Here is a 14587-nt window from a genome sequence, read left to right on the forward strand (position 1 = left end):
GACGGTACAACCCGCCCCCGTGTCAAACGGCAGAAGCCCGCAACGGCCACTCGAACGGTAACCCGACAAGTGCCATTTCTGCCGCCCGGATACCGCGGCGGACCCGTCGCGATCACCGGGCCGAGTGGCCAGGGGGCCGTCTGGCCCCGCCCTCGCACCCCCTCTGACGTCCTGTTTTCGGACGAGGATCCGGGCCGGTCGGCGCGTCGGGATCAGCAGGTCACCGGCCGGGATCGGCCCGTCACCGGGCCGGTGATCACAGCCGCGCGAGGCACCGGGAGCCGAGCGCCGGGGACACCCCGGACGCGAGCAGCGCCGGCGGTAGGGCGACGGCGGGGCGCACACCTTCGGCCACCGGCGCGCGGCGCAGGGAACGCGCCCCCGTCCAGCCCGGCAGAGCCTTCCCGAACAGCAGGAACACGGTTGCCGCGAAGACCGCCGGACCGTTCTCCATGCCGTTCCCCCCTTACCCTCCGAGCGCTTTCGGGGTCTCGTACGGATCCCCGCGGACCGCCCCCGCCGCCCCTGGCCGTCCCCCTGGGCGGGAGCCTGCCGACAGGCGGGATACGGCGTGCGAACCCCGGGTTACGTCACGGATCCGGCCACGTCCGGGCCGCCGCCGATGACGGGCCGCGGCCGCGGCGCCGGGAGGCGGTCAGCTGTCGGCCGGCTCCAGGAAGCCCTGCTCGACCAGCATCCGGATGGACCCCGGAGTCCGGTCCCGCAGGACGACGGGATCCTCCTGCACCAGGTGTGCGATCGCGTCCAGGATCCGGCCCGCCGTGAGTGAGCCGTCGCACACTCCGGCGAATCCCGCCCCGACCGTGTCGACCTTGGTCGCGCGCCGCATCCCGCGGTTCTGCCGCAGCACCACGTGCTCCGGGTCCTCTGCGCCGGGCGCGCCGACCTGCTCCTGGACGACCTCCTCCGCCAGGACGAAGCGGGCCTCCAGCAGGGCCGCGTCGTCGTGGTCCCGCAGGTAGTCCTGCCGCGCGAAATGGGCGACCACGGCGTCGCCGAGCGGCTGTTCCACCGAGTGCGGCCACTCCTCGACCACGATCGACGGCTCGTCCGCATCGCTGCGGCGCAGCGTGATCCACCCGAAGCCGACGGCCTTGGTCTTGCGGGCCTCGAACTCGTCCAGCCAGTCCTCGTACCGGCTCGCGTACTCGGCGGGGTCGGTGCGGTGGTCGCCCGCGTCGCGCAGCCACAGCTCCGCGTACTGCGTGACGTCCTGCACGTCACGCTGCACGATCCACGCGTCGCAGCCGCGCGGCACCCAGGCGCGGACCCGGTCGTGCCAGTCCTCGCCCTCCACGTGCTGCCAGTTGCCGAGGAACTGCGCGTACCCGCCGGGGTTGAGGTGCGCCCCGGCATCCTGGACGAGGGTGCGGCACAGGTCGTCGCCGCCCATCCCGCCGTCGCGGTACGTCAGCCGGGCGCCGGGAGAGATCACGAACGGCGGATTCGACACGATCAGGTCGTACGTGGCCTCGCCGACCGGAGCGAACAGCGACCCGAGGAGCAGCTCGGCCTCCTGGGCGCCGGACAGCGCCAGGGTCAGCCGGGTGAACTCCAGGGCCCGGGGGTTGACATCGGTGGCGGTGACCCGGGTGGCGTGCTGAGCGGCGTGCAGGGCCTGGATGCCGGATCCGGTGCCGAGGTCGAGGGCGGTGGCGACCGGGGTGCGGACGGTGATCCCGGCCAGGGTGGTGGAGGCCCCGCCGACGCCGAGGACCACACCCTCCTCGCGGCTGCCGATCCCGCCGGCCCCGCCGACGGCGCAGCCGAGGTCGGAGACGATGAACCAGTCCTCGCCGTCGGGGCCGCCGTACGGGCGCACGTCGACGGTGGCGTGCACCTCGTCGCCCTCCCGGCGCAGCCAGCCGTCCGCCAGCGCGGCTTCGACGGGCAGCGCCTCGGCGGCGTGCACGTACGGCTCCGGCTGCTGTAGCAGGAACAGCCGGACCAGGCTCGCGAGCGGGCCGTCGCCGCGGCCGCGGGTGGCGCGCAGGGCGGGGACCGTCTCGCTGCGGGCCAGTGCGGCGTAGGCGGGGGCGCCGAGCAGGTCGAGCAGGCCGTCGGCGGTGAAACCGGCGGCGAGCAGGGCCGTGCGGAGCTCGGCGGCGCGGTCGGGCGAGGGAAGGCTGGTGGTACTCACCGGTCCATTGTGTCGGCTGGCGCCGCGGATGCGTGCCCCGCGCGGCCGGTGGCCCGGCACGGAGCAGGGCGGCCGGGTTCCTCGAACCCGGCCGCCCTGGTGCGCCTACTGCCGTCGCGGCCTGCGTACCGCCGCCCTCGCGTGCGTACTGCCCCTGCCGGCCTGCTACCTCACTTCGGCGGCGGCGACGACGCCGCGACCTGGCAGCCCTTCTGGCTGTTCATCGCATTGTCCAGGCCGCCGGCCTTGAGCGTGTTGAGCGCGTCCTTGCCGCCCTTGGAGGCCGCCTCGAGTCCACCGGCCACCTCCTTGAGGCCCGCGGCGAACTTGGTCTTGTCCTGCGGGTCCAGGCCGTCCATCTTCGCCTTCAGGTCGGCGTAGCCCTTGGAGGCCTCCTCGAAGCTCTTGACCGCCGAGGCCTGGGTCGTCTCGCCGTCCTTGACCGGCGGAACTCCCGCCCCCTGCAGGGCGGCACCCATCGCCTTGTACGACTCGGACATCGTCCCGAACGCCGCCGAGTCGGTCGTCTTCACCTCGGCGGGCTCGCTGTTCTGGGTGGCCACGCGCTTGATGTCGGTGCCGGCGGTCTCGATCTTCTTCAGCTCGGGCTGCCACTTGTCGCAAACCTTCTTGGCCCAGGCGTCGGCCTTGTCGTCCGTCTCATCGCCGCCGCAGCCGGACAGCACGAGCATCAGTACCGCACCGCCGGACACTGCGGCCGCAAACTTCTTGTTCACCGGATTGGTCCCTTCGAAGGCTCTCGGCCCGGAAGATACACGCCCGCCATCCGGGCACGCAGAAAGGCGGACAGACGACGCGTCAGTCCGCGCCGCCTGTCCGCCGTTCGGGCGTATCTTCGAGTCCTCGGGCCGGTCGGCCCTCCGGTTGCTCCCGGGGTCGCCCCCCGGAGTCACCCGTCGGGTCAGGAAACCACCGCGGGATCGGCCTGCTGGGCCACCCGCTCGGCGGGCTCGGAGCCGTCGCCCTCGTCGCCCACGGCGATGCCGCGGCGCTTGGAGATGTACACCGCGCCGATGATGACGGCGATGGCGATGACGGCGACGATCGCGCGCACGGTCGCGCTCGCGTCGGCGCCGTAGCTGAACTGCACGACCGCCGGGGCGATCAGCAGCGCCACCAGGTTCATCACCTTGAGCAGCGGGTTGATCGCGGGACCCGCGGTGTCCTTGAAGGGGTCGCCGACGGTGTCGCCGATGACGGTCGCGGCGTGGGCCTCGCTGCCCTTGCCGCCGTGGTGGCCGTCCTCGACGAGCTTCTTGGCGTTGTCCCACGCGCCACCGGAGTTGGCGAGGAAGACCGCCATCAGGGTGCCGGTGCCGATGGCACCCGCGAGGAACGAACCGAGCGCGCCGACGCCGAGCGAGAACCCGACGGCGATCGGGGTCAGGACGGCGAGCAGGCCGGGCGTGGCGAGTTCGCGCAGCGCGTCCTTGGTGCAGATGTCCACGACGCGCCCGTACTCGGGCTTCTCGGTGTAGTCCATGATCCCGGGGTGCTCGCGGAACTGGCGGCGCACCTCGTAGACGACGGCGCCCGCGGAGCGGGAGACGGCGTTGATGGCCAGGCCCGAGAACAGGAACACGACGGCCGCGCCCAGGATCAGCCCGACCAGGTTGTTGGGCTGGGCGATGTCCAGGCTGAGGTTCATCTCCCCGGCCTTGGCGCCGACCTCCTTGATCGCGCCCGCGATCGCGTCGTTGTACGAGCCGAACAGCGCGGCCGCGGCGAGCACGGCGGTGGCGATCGCGATGCCCTTGGTGATGGCCTTGGTGGTGTTGCCCACCGCGTCCAGGTCGGTCAGGACCTGCGCACCGGCGCCCTCGACGTCGCCGGACATCTCGGCGATGCCCTGGGCGTTGTCGGAGACGGGCCCGAAGGTGTCCATGGCGACGATGACGCCGACGGTGGTGAGCAGGCCGGTGCCGGCCAGGGCCACCGCGAAGAGCGCCAGCATGATCGACGTGCCGCCGAGCAGGAACGCCCCGTACACGCCGAGGCCGATGAGCAGCGCCGTGTAGACGGCGGACTCCAGGCCGACGGAGATGCCGGCGAGGACGACGGTGGCCGCGCCGGTCAGGGAGGACTTGCCGATGTCCCGGACGGGACGGCGGTTGGTCTCGGTGAAGTACCCGGTCAGCTGCTGGATCAGGGCCGCGAGCACGATGCCGATGGCGACGGCGACGAGGGCCAGGATGCGCGGGTCGCCGGAGTGGTTGGTGATCGCGGCGTCCTCGACGCCGACCAGGTCCTTGTAGCTCGCCGGCAGGTACACGAAGACGGCGATCGCGACCAGCACCAGCGAGATCACCGCGGAGATGAAGAAGCCGCGGTTGATGGCGGTCATTCCGCTGCGGTCGGCGCGGCGCGGGGAGACCGCGAAGATGCCGATCATGGCGGTGATGACGCCGATGGCGGGGACGATCAGCGGGAAGGCCAGGCCCAGGTCGCCGAAGGCGGCCTTGCCGAGGATGAGCGCGGCCACGAGGGTGACGGCGTACGACTCGAACAGGTCGGCCGCCATACCGGCGCAGTCGCCGACGTTGTCGCCCACATTGTCGGCGATGGTCGCGGCATTGCGCGGGTCGTCCTCCGGAATGCCCTGCTCGACCTTGCCGACCAGGTCGGCGCCGACGTCGGCGGCCTTGGTGAAGATGCCGCCGCCGACGCGCATGAACATCGCGATCAGGGCGGCGCCGAGGCCGAAGCCCTCCAGGACCTTGGGGGCGTCGGCGGCGTAGACCAGGACGACGCAGGAGGCGCCGAGGAGGCCGAGGCCGACGGTGAACATGCCGACGACGCCGCCGGTGCGGAAGGCGATCCGCATGGCCTTGTGGGCGACGTCGGTGAGGTCCTTGGCGGGCTCGCCCTCGGCGGGGGTGGCCTCGCGTGCGGCGGCGGCGACGCGGACGTTGGCGCGGACCGCCAGCCGCATGCCGATGTAGCCGGTGGCCGCCGAGAAGATGGCGCCCACGAGGAAGAAGGCGGAACGTCCCGCCCGCTGGGTCCAGTCGTCGGCGGGCAGCAGGAAGAGCAGGAAGAACACGACGACCGCGAAGATCCCGAGGGTGCGCAGCTGCCGGCCGAGGTAGGCGTTGGCGCCTTCCTGGACGGCTGCGGCGATTTTCTTCATGCTGTCGGTGCCCTCGTCCGCGGCGAGCACCTGGCGGACCAGGATCTGCGCGACGACGAGTGCGGCAAGTGCCACGGCCGCGATCACCATCACGATGAGCCGATTGTCATCGGTGAGTACTGCGGCTGCCAGATCGGAGTTTCCGACCGGCGCGTTGGGGGTGAAGAGCCCCGTCATTCGTCCTCCTTGACGTGATGAGCTCAAGATGTGGACGGATTGTAGGGAGCTCTTCCCGATCAAAACAGTGCGCGGGAAACGGAATTGGCCTGCTCTTGCTCCTCAGCAATAGATCGCGTCACTCCATTACCCCCGAAAGAAGTAATGGGGCAAAGGCATTGACGCCCGGTCATTGATCTAGGAAATGCCGTGGAGGTGATGAAAAAAGGCCCTGCTCAGCAGGGCCTTGATTAAGATCGGAAGAATCTCCGCACCGACTGCGGGCCAGGCCGTGTCCTAGGCGGATGCGCCCGACACCGGCCAGCTCATCCGGATGGTCCCGCCCGACTCACCGCTCGTCACCTCGACGTCGTCGACGAGCCCGCTGATCACCGCGAGACCCATCTCGTCCTCGGTGTCCGTATCCGGGTCCAGGGCGGCGTCGAGGCCGGGCACAGCCCCCGTCGGGCCGCCGGCCGGTCCGGGCACCTCGTCGCCGACCTCGATGGAGAACAGCTTCTCCTCCTCGGTCAGGATCACCCGGACGGGCGCGGTCAGCCCGTTGCTGACATGCAGACCGACGGCGCGCGAGCAGGCCTCGCCCACGGCGAGGCGGACCTCGTCGAGCACGGCTTCGTCCACGCCCGCCCGCCGTGCCACGGCGGCCGCGACGAGGCGGGCCGTCCGGACGTGTTCGGGCTGGGCGCTGAAGCGCAGTTCAACGATGGCCATGCGCGTCCCCCTCGGACTACGGGCGTGCCTTACAGGGGCCCGGACCGCTTCGGCCCGCGCCCCCGCTCCTGTTCGGCTCCCTCCGCGGCGCCCTGCGGCGCCGCGGACGGTGAGCCGTCAGTCGGTGGCGGCGACGGCGTCTTCCACCGTCGTGTGGATCGGGAACACCTTGGTCAGACCGGTGATGCGGAAGATCTTCAGGATGCGCTCCTGGTTGCACACCAGTCGCAGCGAGCCCTCGTGCGCACGGACACGCTTGAGGCCTCCCACGAGCACACCAAGCCCGGTGGAGTCGAGGAAGTCCACTCGCTCCATGTCGACAACCAGGTGGTAGCTGCCGTCGTTCACCAACTCGACCAACTGCTCGCGCAGCTTGGGCGCGGTATACACATCAATCTCGCCACCGACCTCCACGACCGTGCGGTCGCCGACAGTGCGAGTCGACAGGGACAGGTCCACGGATCCTCCAGCACCTTGCTATCGAGCGGCGCCCCCCAGGGGCCTCCCCACCCGTAGGCAGGGGAGGGATTGGCTGCCGCGATGGCATTCAATCACTTACCGGCAGGCGCGCACGACGCCTTCGGACCATTGTCCCGCACGCCGGTGACACACTCGCTTCCAATGGCCAATACTCACCGTCCCGGTCGGCCCACGGCACCCGAGGACCCACGACCCACCCCCGGCACGGTCCTGGACCGCCTTTCACGGGGGCCTTCTCGAGCTGCGCGCATCACCCATACGGAGCACTTGCCCCCTCGGGCGGGTCGTCATGCAGTGTGGCCCGACCGCATCCGAACGGATGTCGTAGCCGCAATTCAGGCCGCCGGGATCGACCATCCGTGGGAACACCAGGCCGCGGTGGCCGAGCACGCCCTGGACGGCGAGTCGGTGGTCGTCGCCACCGGAACCGCCTCGGGCAAGTCGCTGGCCTACCTCGCGCCCGTGCTCTCCGCCCTGGCGGACGGCGCGCAAGCGCCGAACGGGCGCGGTGCGACCGCCCTCTACCTGGCCCCGACCAAGGCTCTGGCAGCCGACCAGTGGCGCGCCGTACGGTCGCTGGCCGCGCCCCTGGGCAACGCCGTCCGGCCCGCGGTCTACGACGGCGACACGCCGGTAGAAGAACGCGAATGGGTGCGCCAGTACGCGAACTACGTGCTCACCAACCCCGACATGCTCCACCGGGGGATCCTGCCCGCCCATCCCCGCTGGTCGTCCTTCCTGCGCTCCCTGCGCTACGTGGTCATCGACGAGTGCCACACCTACCGGGGCGTATTCGGCTCGCACGTCGCCCAGGTGCTGCGCCGGCTGCGGCGGCTGTGCGCCCGCTACGGCTCCGATCCGGTCTTCCTGCTGGCCTCCGCCACCGCGAGCGACCCGGCGGCCGCGGCGTCCCGGCTGACCGGCGTCCCGGTCACCGAGGTCGCCGACGACGCCTCCCCGCGCGGCGAGGTGGTCTTCGCCCTGTGGGAGCCGCCGCTGACCGATCTGCGGGGCGAGAAGGGCGCCCCGGTACGCCGCACCGCCACGGCCGAGACCGCCGACCTGCTGACCGATCTGGTCGTCCAGGGGGTCCGTACGGTCGCCTTCGTCCGCTCCCGGCGCGGCGCGGAGCTGATCTCGGTGATCGCCCAGGAGCGGCTCGCCGAGGTGGACCGGTCGCTGCCCGGGCGTGTCGCGGCCTACCGGGGCGGCTACCTGCCCGAGGAGCGACGGGCCCTGGAGCGCGCCCTGCACTCCGGCGAGCTGCTGGGCCTGGCCGCCACCACGGCCCTGGAGCTGGGCGTGGACGTCTCGGGCCTGGACGCCGTCCTGATCACCGGGTACCCGGGCACCCGGGCCTCCCTGTGGCAGCAGGCGGGCCGCGCCGGGCGCTCGGGCCAGGGGGCCCTGGCCGTGCTGATCGCCCGGGACGACCCCCTCGACACGTACCTGGTCCACCATCCGGAGGCCTTGTTCCGCCAACCGGTGGAGGCCACGGTCCTCGACCCGGACAACCCGTACGTCCTGGCCCCGCACCTGTGCGCGGCCGCCGCCGAGCTCCCGCTGACGGAGGCGGACCTCGCCCTGTTCGGCCCGGCGGCCCAGGAGCTGATCCCGCAGCTGGAGGCGGCGAAGCTGCTGCGCCGGAGGGCCACGGCCTGGCACTGGACCCGCCGGGAGCGGGCCTCGGACCTGACCGACATCCGGGGCGAGGGCGGCCGCCCGGTGCAGATCGTCGAGGCGGCCACCGGGCGCCTCCTGGGCACCGTCGACGAGTCGGCCGCCCACACCGCCGTCCACGACGGGGCCGTCCACCTCCACCAGGGCCGCACCTATCTGGTGAAGCACCTGGACCTGGACGATTCGGTCGCGCTGGTCGAGGAGTCCAGCCCGCCCTTCTCGACCACCGCCCGCGACACCACCTCCATCTCCGTCCTGGAGACCGAGACCGAGATCCCCTGGGGCCCGGCCCGGCTCTGCTTCGGCTCGGTCGAGGTGACCAACCAGGTCGTCTCGTACCTGCGCCGCAAACTGATCACCGGCGAGGTGCTGGGCGAGTCGAAGCTGGACCTGCCGCCCCGCACCCTGCGCACCCGGGCCGTGTGGTGGACCGTGAGCGAGGACCAGCTCGACGAGGCCCGGATCAACCCGGAGATCCTCGGCGGCGCCCTGCACGCCGCCGAGCACGCCTCCATCGGCCTGCTGCCGCTGTTCGCCACCTGCGACCGCTGGGACATCGGCGGGGTCTCCGTCCCGCTGCATCCCGACACCCTCCTCCCGACCGTGTTCGTCTACGACGGCCACCCCGGCGGCGCCGGTTTCGCGGAGCGCGCCTTCCACACGGCCCGCGCCTGGCTGACGGCGACCCGCGATGCGATCGCTGCCTGCGAATGCGAGGCGGGCTGCCCCTCGTGCATCCAGTCCCCCAAGTGCGGCAACGGCAACGACCCCCTCCACAAACGCGGCGCGATCCGCCTGCTCACCCGCCTCCTCGCACAGGCCCCGCCCTCTGAACCCCCCGCCTAGTCCGGCCCCGGACCGCCTCCCGGGGGCGGTGGGGCGGGCCGGCCCCCGGCCTCCCGAATCCCGGGCGGCGCAGGCCCGGCGAGGCCTGCCGGGGCTCGTACGACAGCCGGTCCCGGCTCGGCGCCGGGCAGGGGCGGTCCCGCTCGGGCGCTGATCGTCGGGTCGAACGGGCCCGTTGCGGGGCGGGCCGTCACCTCGGCCACCTCGCCCTGGAGGGTGCAGGCGGTCACGGCCGCACTCTGGGCCCCGGCGACCCGGCGGGCCGCGGCGCAGGCGGCCTCCGGACCGTGGGCCCAGGTCGCCGCCGCCGCGAGGGCGGCCAGATCGGCGGCCGCCGCCGCGCGGTGGCGGGCGACGACGGCCTGGCCGAGCAGCAGCACACCGCCGAACACCGCCCCCAGCACCGTTGCCGCCAGGGCCGCCCACACCGTCGCGGAACCCCGGTCCCGGCTCATGGCGGCGGCCCCGCGCTGTCCTCGGCCAGCGCCACCGCCTGCGCCCCGAGCCGCACCGGCAGCCCGCCCGGGCCCGGCGCCGGCGCCGCGACACGGACCCTCCACAGGTCCCCCTCGCGCTCCACCCCGACCTCCGCCCCCGGCGGGGCGGCCGCCCGGGCCGCCGCCACCGCCACGCCCGGCGGCTCCGAACGGGCCGCCGCCCGGGCTCCGGCCCGGGCCGCGTCCACGCACCGGATCTGCGCGGCCGCCGCCATCAGCGCCCACACGAGCAGGGCCGCGAACAGCACCAGCGCGGGGATCACCAGGGCGGCCTCCGCCGTCACATATCCCCGGTCGCCCGGGCTCCCTCGTGTTTCCTCAGAACGGCACATCGAGTGCCTTTCCGATGGTCGACTGAAGTGCCGTGGAGACCACCTCGCTCGTCACCACCTTGTACAGAACGGCCGCGAATGCACACGCCGCGATCGTGCCCATGGCGTATTCGGAAGTGGACATCCCCGCATCGTTCGCCCGACCGCTCAGCGCGGCCCGCAGGCGCAACCAGATGATCCTCATAACGACCTCCCGTTGATTTTCGTTCTCGACGTGATCTCAGTTGTCATTTCAGGCCCGGAGTTGAGGTCCGAGTTCATGCAGTGACTTCAGGTGCCCGAGAGGAGACCGGAGGCCATTCCGATCACCACCGGGGCCACTCCGACCGCGAGAAACGCGGGGAGGAAACACAGCCCCACCGGAGCGGTGACGAGTACCGCCGCCCGCTGGGCGCGGGCGCCGGCCTGCCGGGCGCGGTCCTCCCGGAGCGCCGTCGCCAGCCGGGAGACCGGCTCCGCGGCCGGAGCCCCCGTCCGGGCGGCCCGCTCGAGACATTCCGCGAGCGCCCGGGCGCCCGGTATCTCGGCCAACCTCCCCCATGCGTCCCCCGGTTCGCCGCCGAGCCGCAGCTCCGCCCCGGCCAGCGCCAGCCGCTCGCCCACCGGGCCGCCCAGCGACTCGCCGACCACCTCCGCGGCCTCCACCGGCGCCGCACCGGCCGCGAGGCATGCGGCCAACAGATCGGCCGCGAAGGGCAGCTGACGCTCCGCCTCCTGCGGATCCACCCCGGCCGACGGCCGCGCCCGCCGTAGCCAGCGCCACACACCGATCGCCGCACCGCAGCCGACCAGCACCCCCGGCAACCCGCCGACCAGCAGCCAGGCCGCCAGCAGCGCCCCGGCCGGGCCCGCCCATACGGCCACCGCCGCCCGTATCGCGGACCCGAACACCGGTGCCCGCCGCTCCGGTTCCGCCGACAGCAGCGCGGCCATCCTGCGGCGGGCCGCCCGCGCCCGCACCTGCGCCACCACCACCGAGGTCGTGCACAGCACCGCCGCCGCGACGCACAACGCCATCCCCAGCCTGTGGATCACGAGGTCCCCCATCACCGCTCCCCCGCCCGCACGATCCGCCGGCACCACAGCAGCCCCAGCGCCTCCAGCACCCCGCCCGCCAGCAGGCAGCCCCACCCGACCGGGGTGTGCAGCAGCACGTGGAGCGGATCCGCCCCGAGCCCGGTGCCGATCAGCAGGCCGACCAGCGGCAGCAGGGCGAGCACCGCCGTCGTCGATCTGGCCCCCGCGAGCTGGGCCCGCAGCGACTCCTGCCGGTCCCGCTCGGCGCGCAGCGCCCCCTCCAGCCGGTCCAGTCCGGCAGCGAGCCCCGCACCTCCGTCCACCGAGATCCGCCAGCAGGCGGCCATCCCGGCCAGCCCCTCCGCGCCGGGCTCCCGTGACGCCTGCCGCAATGCCGACGGAACGTCCCCGCCGAACGCCGCGGCGGCCAGCACCGCCGCCTCCGCCGCGCCCGGCCCGCCGGGGCCGGCGGCCGTCCGCCGCATCGCAGCCGTCAGCGCCTGCCCGGGCTGGGCCCCCGACCGGAGCTCGCCCACCGCAGCCCCGCACAGCGCGATCACCTCGGCGGCCCGTGCACTGCGCTCGCGCTCCCGCTGCCGGACCCGCAGCCACCGCCGCACCAGCGGCACCGCCGCCGCGCCCACCACCAGCGGGATCACCGACCGGCCCAGCAGCGCGACCGCGAGCCCGGCCCCGAGGCAGGACCACTCCCGCCACCGCGCGGCGCGCACCCGTACGGCGATCACCAGCCGCTCACGGCGCAGCGGTCCGCGGGGCACCACGGGCCCGACCCCGGCGAGCACCACCCGGGCCCGCCGGGCCACCCGGTCTCCCCCGGCCAGGGCCCAAGCGGCCGTCCCCGCGCACAGCACCCCGGCGAACAGCGGCACCGGCACCGCGGCCGCGCCGTTCACCGCGCACCCCGCAGCAGCGGACGCAGCCGCTCCCAGCCCCGCTCCCGTGCGAACCCCCGGGCGGACCAGCGCAGCGCCGGTACGGTGACCACCAGCCCGGCGGCGTCCCGCTCCAGCACATGCACCTCGGCCACCCTGCGCCGCCCGGCCCGGTCCCGGACCAGATGGACCACCAGGGTCAACGCGGCCGCCAACTGGCTGTGCAGGGCAGCACGGTCGAGCCCGGCGGCTGTCCCGAGCGCCTCCAGCCGGGCCGGCACATGCGCCGCTGCATTCGCGTGGACCGTGCCGCAGCCTCCTTCGTGGCCCGTGTTCAAAGCCGCCAGGAGATCGGCCACTTCGGCGCCCCGGACCTCACCGACGACGAGCCGGTCCGGCCTCATCCGCAGCGCCTGCCGGACCAGGTCCGCCAGGGTGACCAGGCCCGCCCCTTCCTGGTTGGCCGGGCGGCTCTCCAGCCGCACCACATGCGGATGGTCGGGCCGCAGCTCGGCCGAATCCTCGGCGAGGACGATCCTCTCGCTGGGGCCGACCAGCCCCAACAGGGCACTGAGCAAGGTGGTCTTGCCGGTGCCGGTCCCGCCGGAGACGAGGAACGACAGCCTGGCCTCGACCATGTCCCGGAGCAGCGACTGGCCGCCGGGCGGCAGCGTGCCCGCCTCGACCAGCTCCTCCAGCGTGAACGCCCGCGGGCGCACCACCCGCAGCGACAGACAGGCCGAGCCGACCGCCACCGGCGGCAGCACGGCATGCAGCCGGGTGCCGTCCGGCATCCGGGCGTCCACCCAGGGCCGGGCGTCGTCCAGGCGCCGGCCTGCGACGGCGGCCAGCCTCTGGGCGAGCCTGCGCACGGCATCGGTGTCGGCGAACGTCACCCCGGTCAGCTCCAGCCCGCCGCCGCGGTCCACCCACACCCGGTCCGGGGCGGCCACGAGGACATCGGTGACCTCCGGGTCGGCGAGCAGGGCCTCCAGCGGGCCGGCTCCGACCAGTTCGGACCGCAACTCGGCCGCCACACCCAGCACTTCCGCATCACCGAGCAGCCGGCCCTGTGCCCGCAGGGCCGCCGCCACCCGGGCCGGGGTCGGCTCCGCCCCGCTCTCGGCGAGCCGCTGGCGCACCGCGTCCAGGAGCACGGCGCTCATGCCGCCACCCCCTGGGCGGGACCGAGCGCCCGCCGCCAGAAGCCGTCGCAGAACCGGGCCAGCGCGCCGCGCCCCTGCCCGCCCGGCGGTTCCCCCTCGGCAACCCGCCCCGGCAGCCCCACCTCGACCGGCACCTCGCCGGCCAGCGGCACCCCCAGCAGCCCGGCCACCGACTCGGCATCGAGCCCGCCCGGACAGCGGCCCCGTACGACCACACGGACATCCCGGGCCACCATCCTCACCCCGGCCGCGACCCGCCCCGCGGCGGCCACGGCCCGCAACTCGCCCGGCACCACCATCAGCACCAGGTCCAGCTGCGCCAGCGCCTCGGCCACGGCTTCGTCCACCCGCCGGGGCAGGTCGACCACCACGACGCCGCCCCGGCGGCGCGCGGCGGCCAGCACGGAGCGCATGGCCGCAGGCGGCACCACCACACGGTCCCCGCGGTCCCAGCTGAGCACCCGCAGCGCATGCAGCTCCGGCAGGGACTCCTCCAGTGCGGCGGCGCCCACCCGGCCCCGGGAGCCCGCGAAGTCCGGCCAGCGCAGCCCTTCGGCGCTCTCGCCGCCGAGCAGCACGTCCATGCCGCCGCCGAGGGGGTCACCGTCGATGAGGATGGTCCGCTCCCCGGCGCGGGCGGCCCGCAGGGCGAGGGCGCACGCGAGGGTGGAGGCTCCGGCCCCGCCGCTGCCGCCGATCACCCCGACGGCGAGGGCGGGTTTCCCGGCTCCCTCCACCACATCGGCGATGCGGTCGACGAGCCGGCTCTCCGCATCGGGCAGCCGGAGCACCTCCTCGGCGCCGATCTCCACCGCCCGCTGCCACACGAGGGGGTCGTCCAGATCCCTGCCGACGAGCAGCACTCCGCCGCGGCGCGGGGCACCGCGCACCCGGCGGGCGGCATCGTCCCCGACGAGCACGAGCGGCGCGGACTCCCATCCGACGCTTCCGGGCGCCTCCCCGGCATCCCCGGAACCGCTTTCACCCCTGCCGCCGCTTCCGCCACCACCGCCTCCGCTTTGCTCCGGCACCGCATGGTGCACATGCGGCTCGGCGCCCGCAGCGGCGCACAGCCGCAGCAGATCGTCGAGCAGCAGCGGGTCCTCGGTGATGATCAGCGGCCGCCCGCCGGCGGGCACGACCGCGCCCGGAGCGCCCAATGGCCTGATTCCGCCTGCTTCCGCGCGCTCCGGCACTTCACACGACTTCGATCCAGCCACGATCTCCGCCCCCTTCTCACTGCAAATCCCAACACCGCGGACTTCGCGGCTGGAATCACCGTGCAGCGATCCGGAAAATGAAGTGGATCTTGCCCCAAAACTGTGGACAACTGACGCCCTGTGAATAACTCCATCACCCCAACAGGGGAGTTCCAGAGCGCGGCGGAACGACTACGCAGCGTCACGCGTATGAGGGGGTGAGGGCCTTCGCCGCGCAGGGCCCGCCGAGGAAGGAGGGCTGCAGGAATGGTCACTT

Annotated in this window: 14 protein-coding genes; 1 reads left to right on the top strand and 13 read right to left on the bottom strand. The window is 73.6% G+C overall.

Going from position 1 to position 14587, the window contains the following annotated elements; translation table 11 throughout:
- Positions 1-256 precede the first annotated feature (256 nt).
- From AB5J51_RS18900 to bldG, 6 genes are all read right to left on the bottom strand, one after another.
- Positions 257-454, bottom strand: coding sequence for a hypothetical protein (locus tag AB5J51_RS18900; RefSeq protein ID WP_369778119.1), 198 nt, complete (start codon positions 452-454; stop codon positions 257-259).
- Between the two features lie 201 nt (positions 455-655).
- A complete protein-coding gene (locus tag AB5J51_RS18905; RefSeq protein ID WP_053787849.1) occupies positions 656-2161 on the bottom strand; it encodes a class I SAM-dependent methyltransferase in 1506 nt (501 codons plus the stop codon).
- A 170-nt stretch (positions 2162-2331) separates the two neighbouring features.
- Positions 2332-2898 (bottom strand): hypothetical protein, encoded by a 567-nt coding sequence (locus AB5J51_RS18910; RefSeq protein ID WP_053787848.1) that lies wholly within the window; start codon positions 2896-2898, stop codon positions 2332-2334.
- A gap of 185 nt (positions 2899-3083) precedes the next feature.
- Entirely contained in the window at positions 3084-5489 is a 2406-nt protein-coding gene (locus AB5J51_RS18915) for a sodium-translocating pyrophosphatase (protein WP_053787847.1), read from the bottom strand.
- Between the two features lie 276 nt (positions 5490-5765).
- The gene (locus tag AB5J51_RS18920) at positions 5766-6200 is read right to left on the bottom strand and encodes an ATP-binding protein (protein ID WP_053787846.1); all 435 of its coding nucleotides are present in this window, start codon (positions 6198-6200) and stop codon (positions 5766-5768) included.
- Between the two features lie 117 nt (positions 6201-6317).
- Positions 6318-6659: an anti-sigma factor antagonist BldG gene (gene bldG, locus AB5J51_RS18925; RefSeq protein WP_030152678.1), complete on the bottom strand. Its 342-nt coding sequence runs from the start codon at positions 6657-6659 to the stop codon at positions 6318-6320.
- A gap of 81 nt (positions 6660-6740) precedes the next feature.
- On the opposite strand from bldG, the gene AB5J51_RS18930 reads away from it, so the two are divergent.
- Positions 6741-9206 (top strand): DEAD/DEAH box helicase, encoded by a 2466-nt coding sequence (locus AB5J51_RS18930; RefSeq protein ID WP_369778120.1) that lies wholly within the window; start codon positions 6741-6743, stop codon positions 9204-9206.
- Here the strand turns inward: AB5J51_RS18930 and AB5J51_RS18935 are convergent.
- From AB5J51_RS18935 to ssd, 7 genes are all read right to left on the bottom strand, one after another.
- The gene (locus AB5J51_RS18935; RefSeq protein ID WP_369778121.1) at positions 9203-9661 is read right to left on the bottom strand and encodes an Rv3654c family TadE-like protein; all 459 of its coding nucleotides are present in this window, start codon (positions 9659-9661) and stop codon (positions 9203-9205) included. The two genes, AB5J51_RS18930 and AB5J51_RS18935, sit on opposite strands and share 4 nt — an antisense overlap.
- Positions 9658-10035, bottom strand: coding sequence for a TadE family type IV pilus minor pilin (locus AB5J51_RS18940; protein ID WP_063607422.1), 378 nt, complete (start codon positions 10033-10035; stop codon positions 9658-9660). Before AB5J51_RS18940 ends, AB5J51_RS18935 begins: the two co-directional genes overlap by 4 nt.
- Positions 10022-10219 (bottom strand): DUF4244 domain-containing protein, encoded by a 198-nt coding sequence (locus tag AB5J51_RS18945; RefSeq protein ID WP_053787843.1) that lies wholly within the window; start codon positions 10217-10219, stop codon positions 10022-10024. Before AB5J51_RS18945 ends, AB5J51_RS18940 begins: the two co-directional genes overlap by 14 nt.
- 86 nt (positions 10220-10305) lie before the next feature.
- Positions 10306-11082, bottom strand: coding sequence for a type II secretion system F family protein (locus tag AB5J51_RS18950; protein WP_369778122.1), 777 nt, complete (start codon positions 11080-11082; stop codon positions 10306-10308).
- Positions 11082-11966, bottom strand: coding sequence for a type II secretion system F family protein (locus AB5J51_RS18955; protein ID WP_369778123.1), 885 nt, complete (start codon positions 11964-11966; stop codon positions 11082-11084). The genes AB5J51_RS18950 and AB5J51_RS18955 overlap by 1 nt, the downstream gene beginning before the upstream one ends.
- Positions 11963-13111: a TadA family conjugal transfer-associated ATPase gene (locus AB5J51_RS18960; RefSeq protein WP_369778124.1), complete on the bottom strand. Its 1149-nt coding sequence runs from the start codon at positions 13109-13111 to the stop codon at positions 11963-11965. Before AB5J51_RS18960 ends, AB5J51_RS18955 begins: the two co-directional genes overlap by 4 nt.
- On the bottom strand, positions 13108-14280 hold the full coding sequence (gene ssd, locus AB5J51_RS18965; protein ID WP_369780276.1) for a septum site-determining protein Ssd: 1173 nt from the start codon (positions 14278-14280) through the stop codon (positions 13108-13110). Before ssd ends, AB5J51_RS18960 begins: the two co-directional genes overlap by 4 nt.
- Between the last annotated feature and the right edge of the window lie 307 nt (positions 14281-14587).

The sequence above is a fragment of the Streptomyces sp. R33 genome, assembly GCF_041200175.1.
GTDB lineage: Bacteria > Actinomycetota > Actinomycetes > Streptomycetales > Streptomycetaceae > Streptomyces > Streptomyces katrae_B.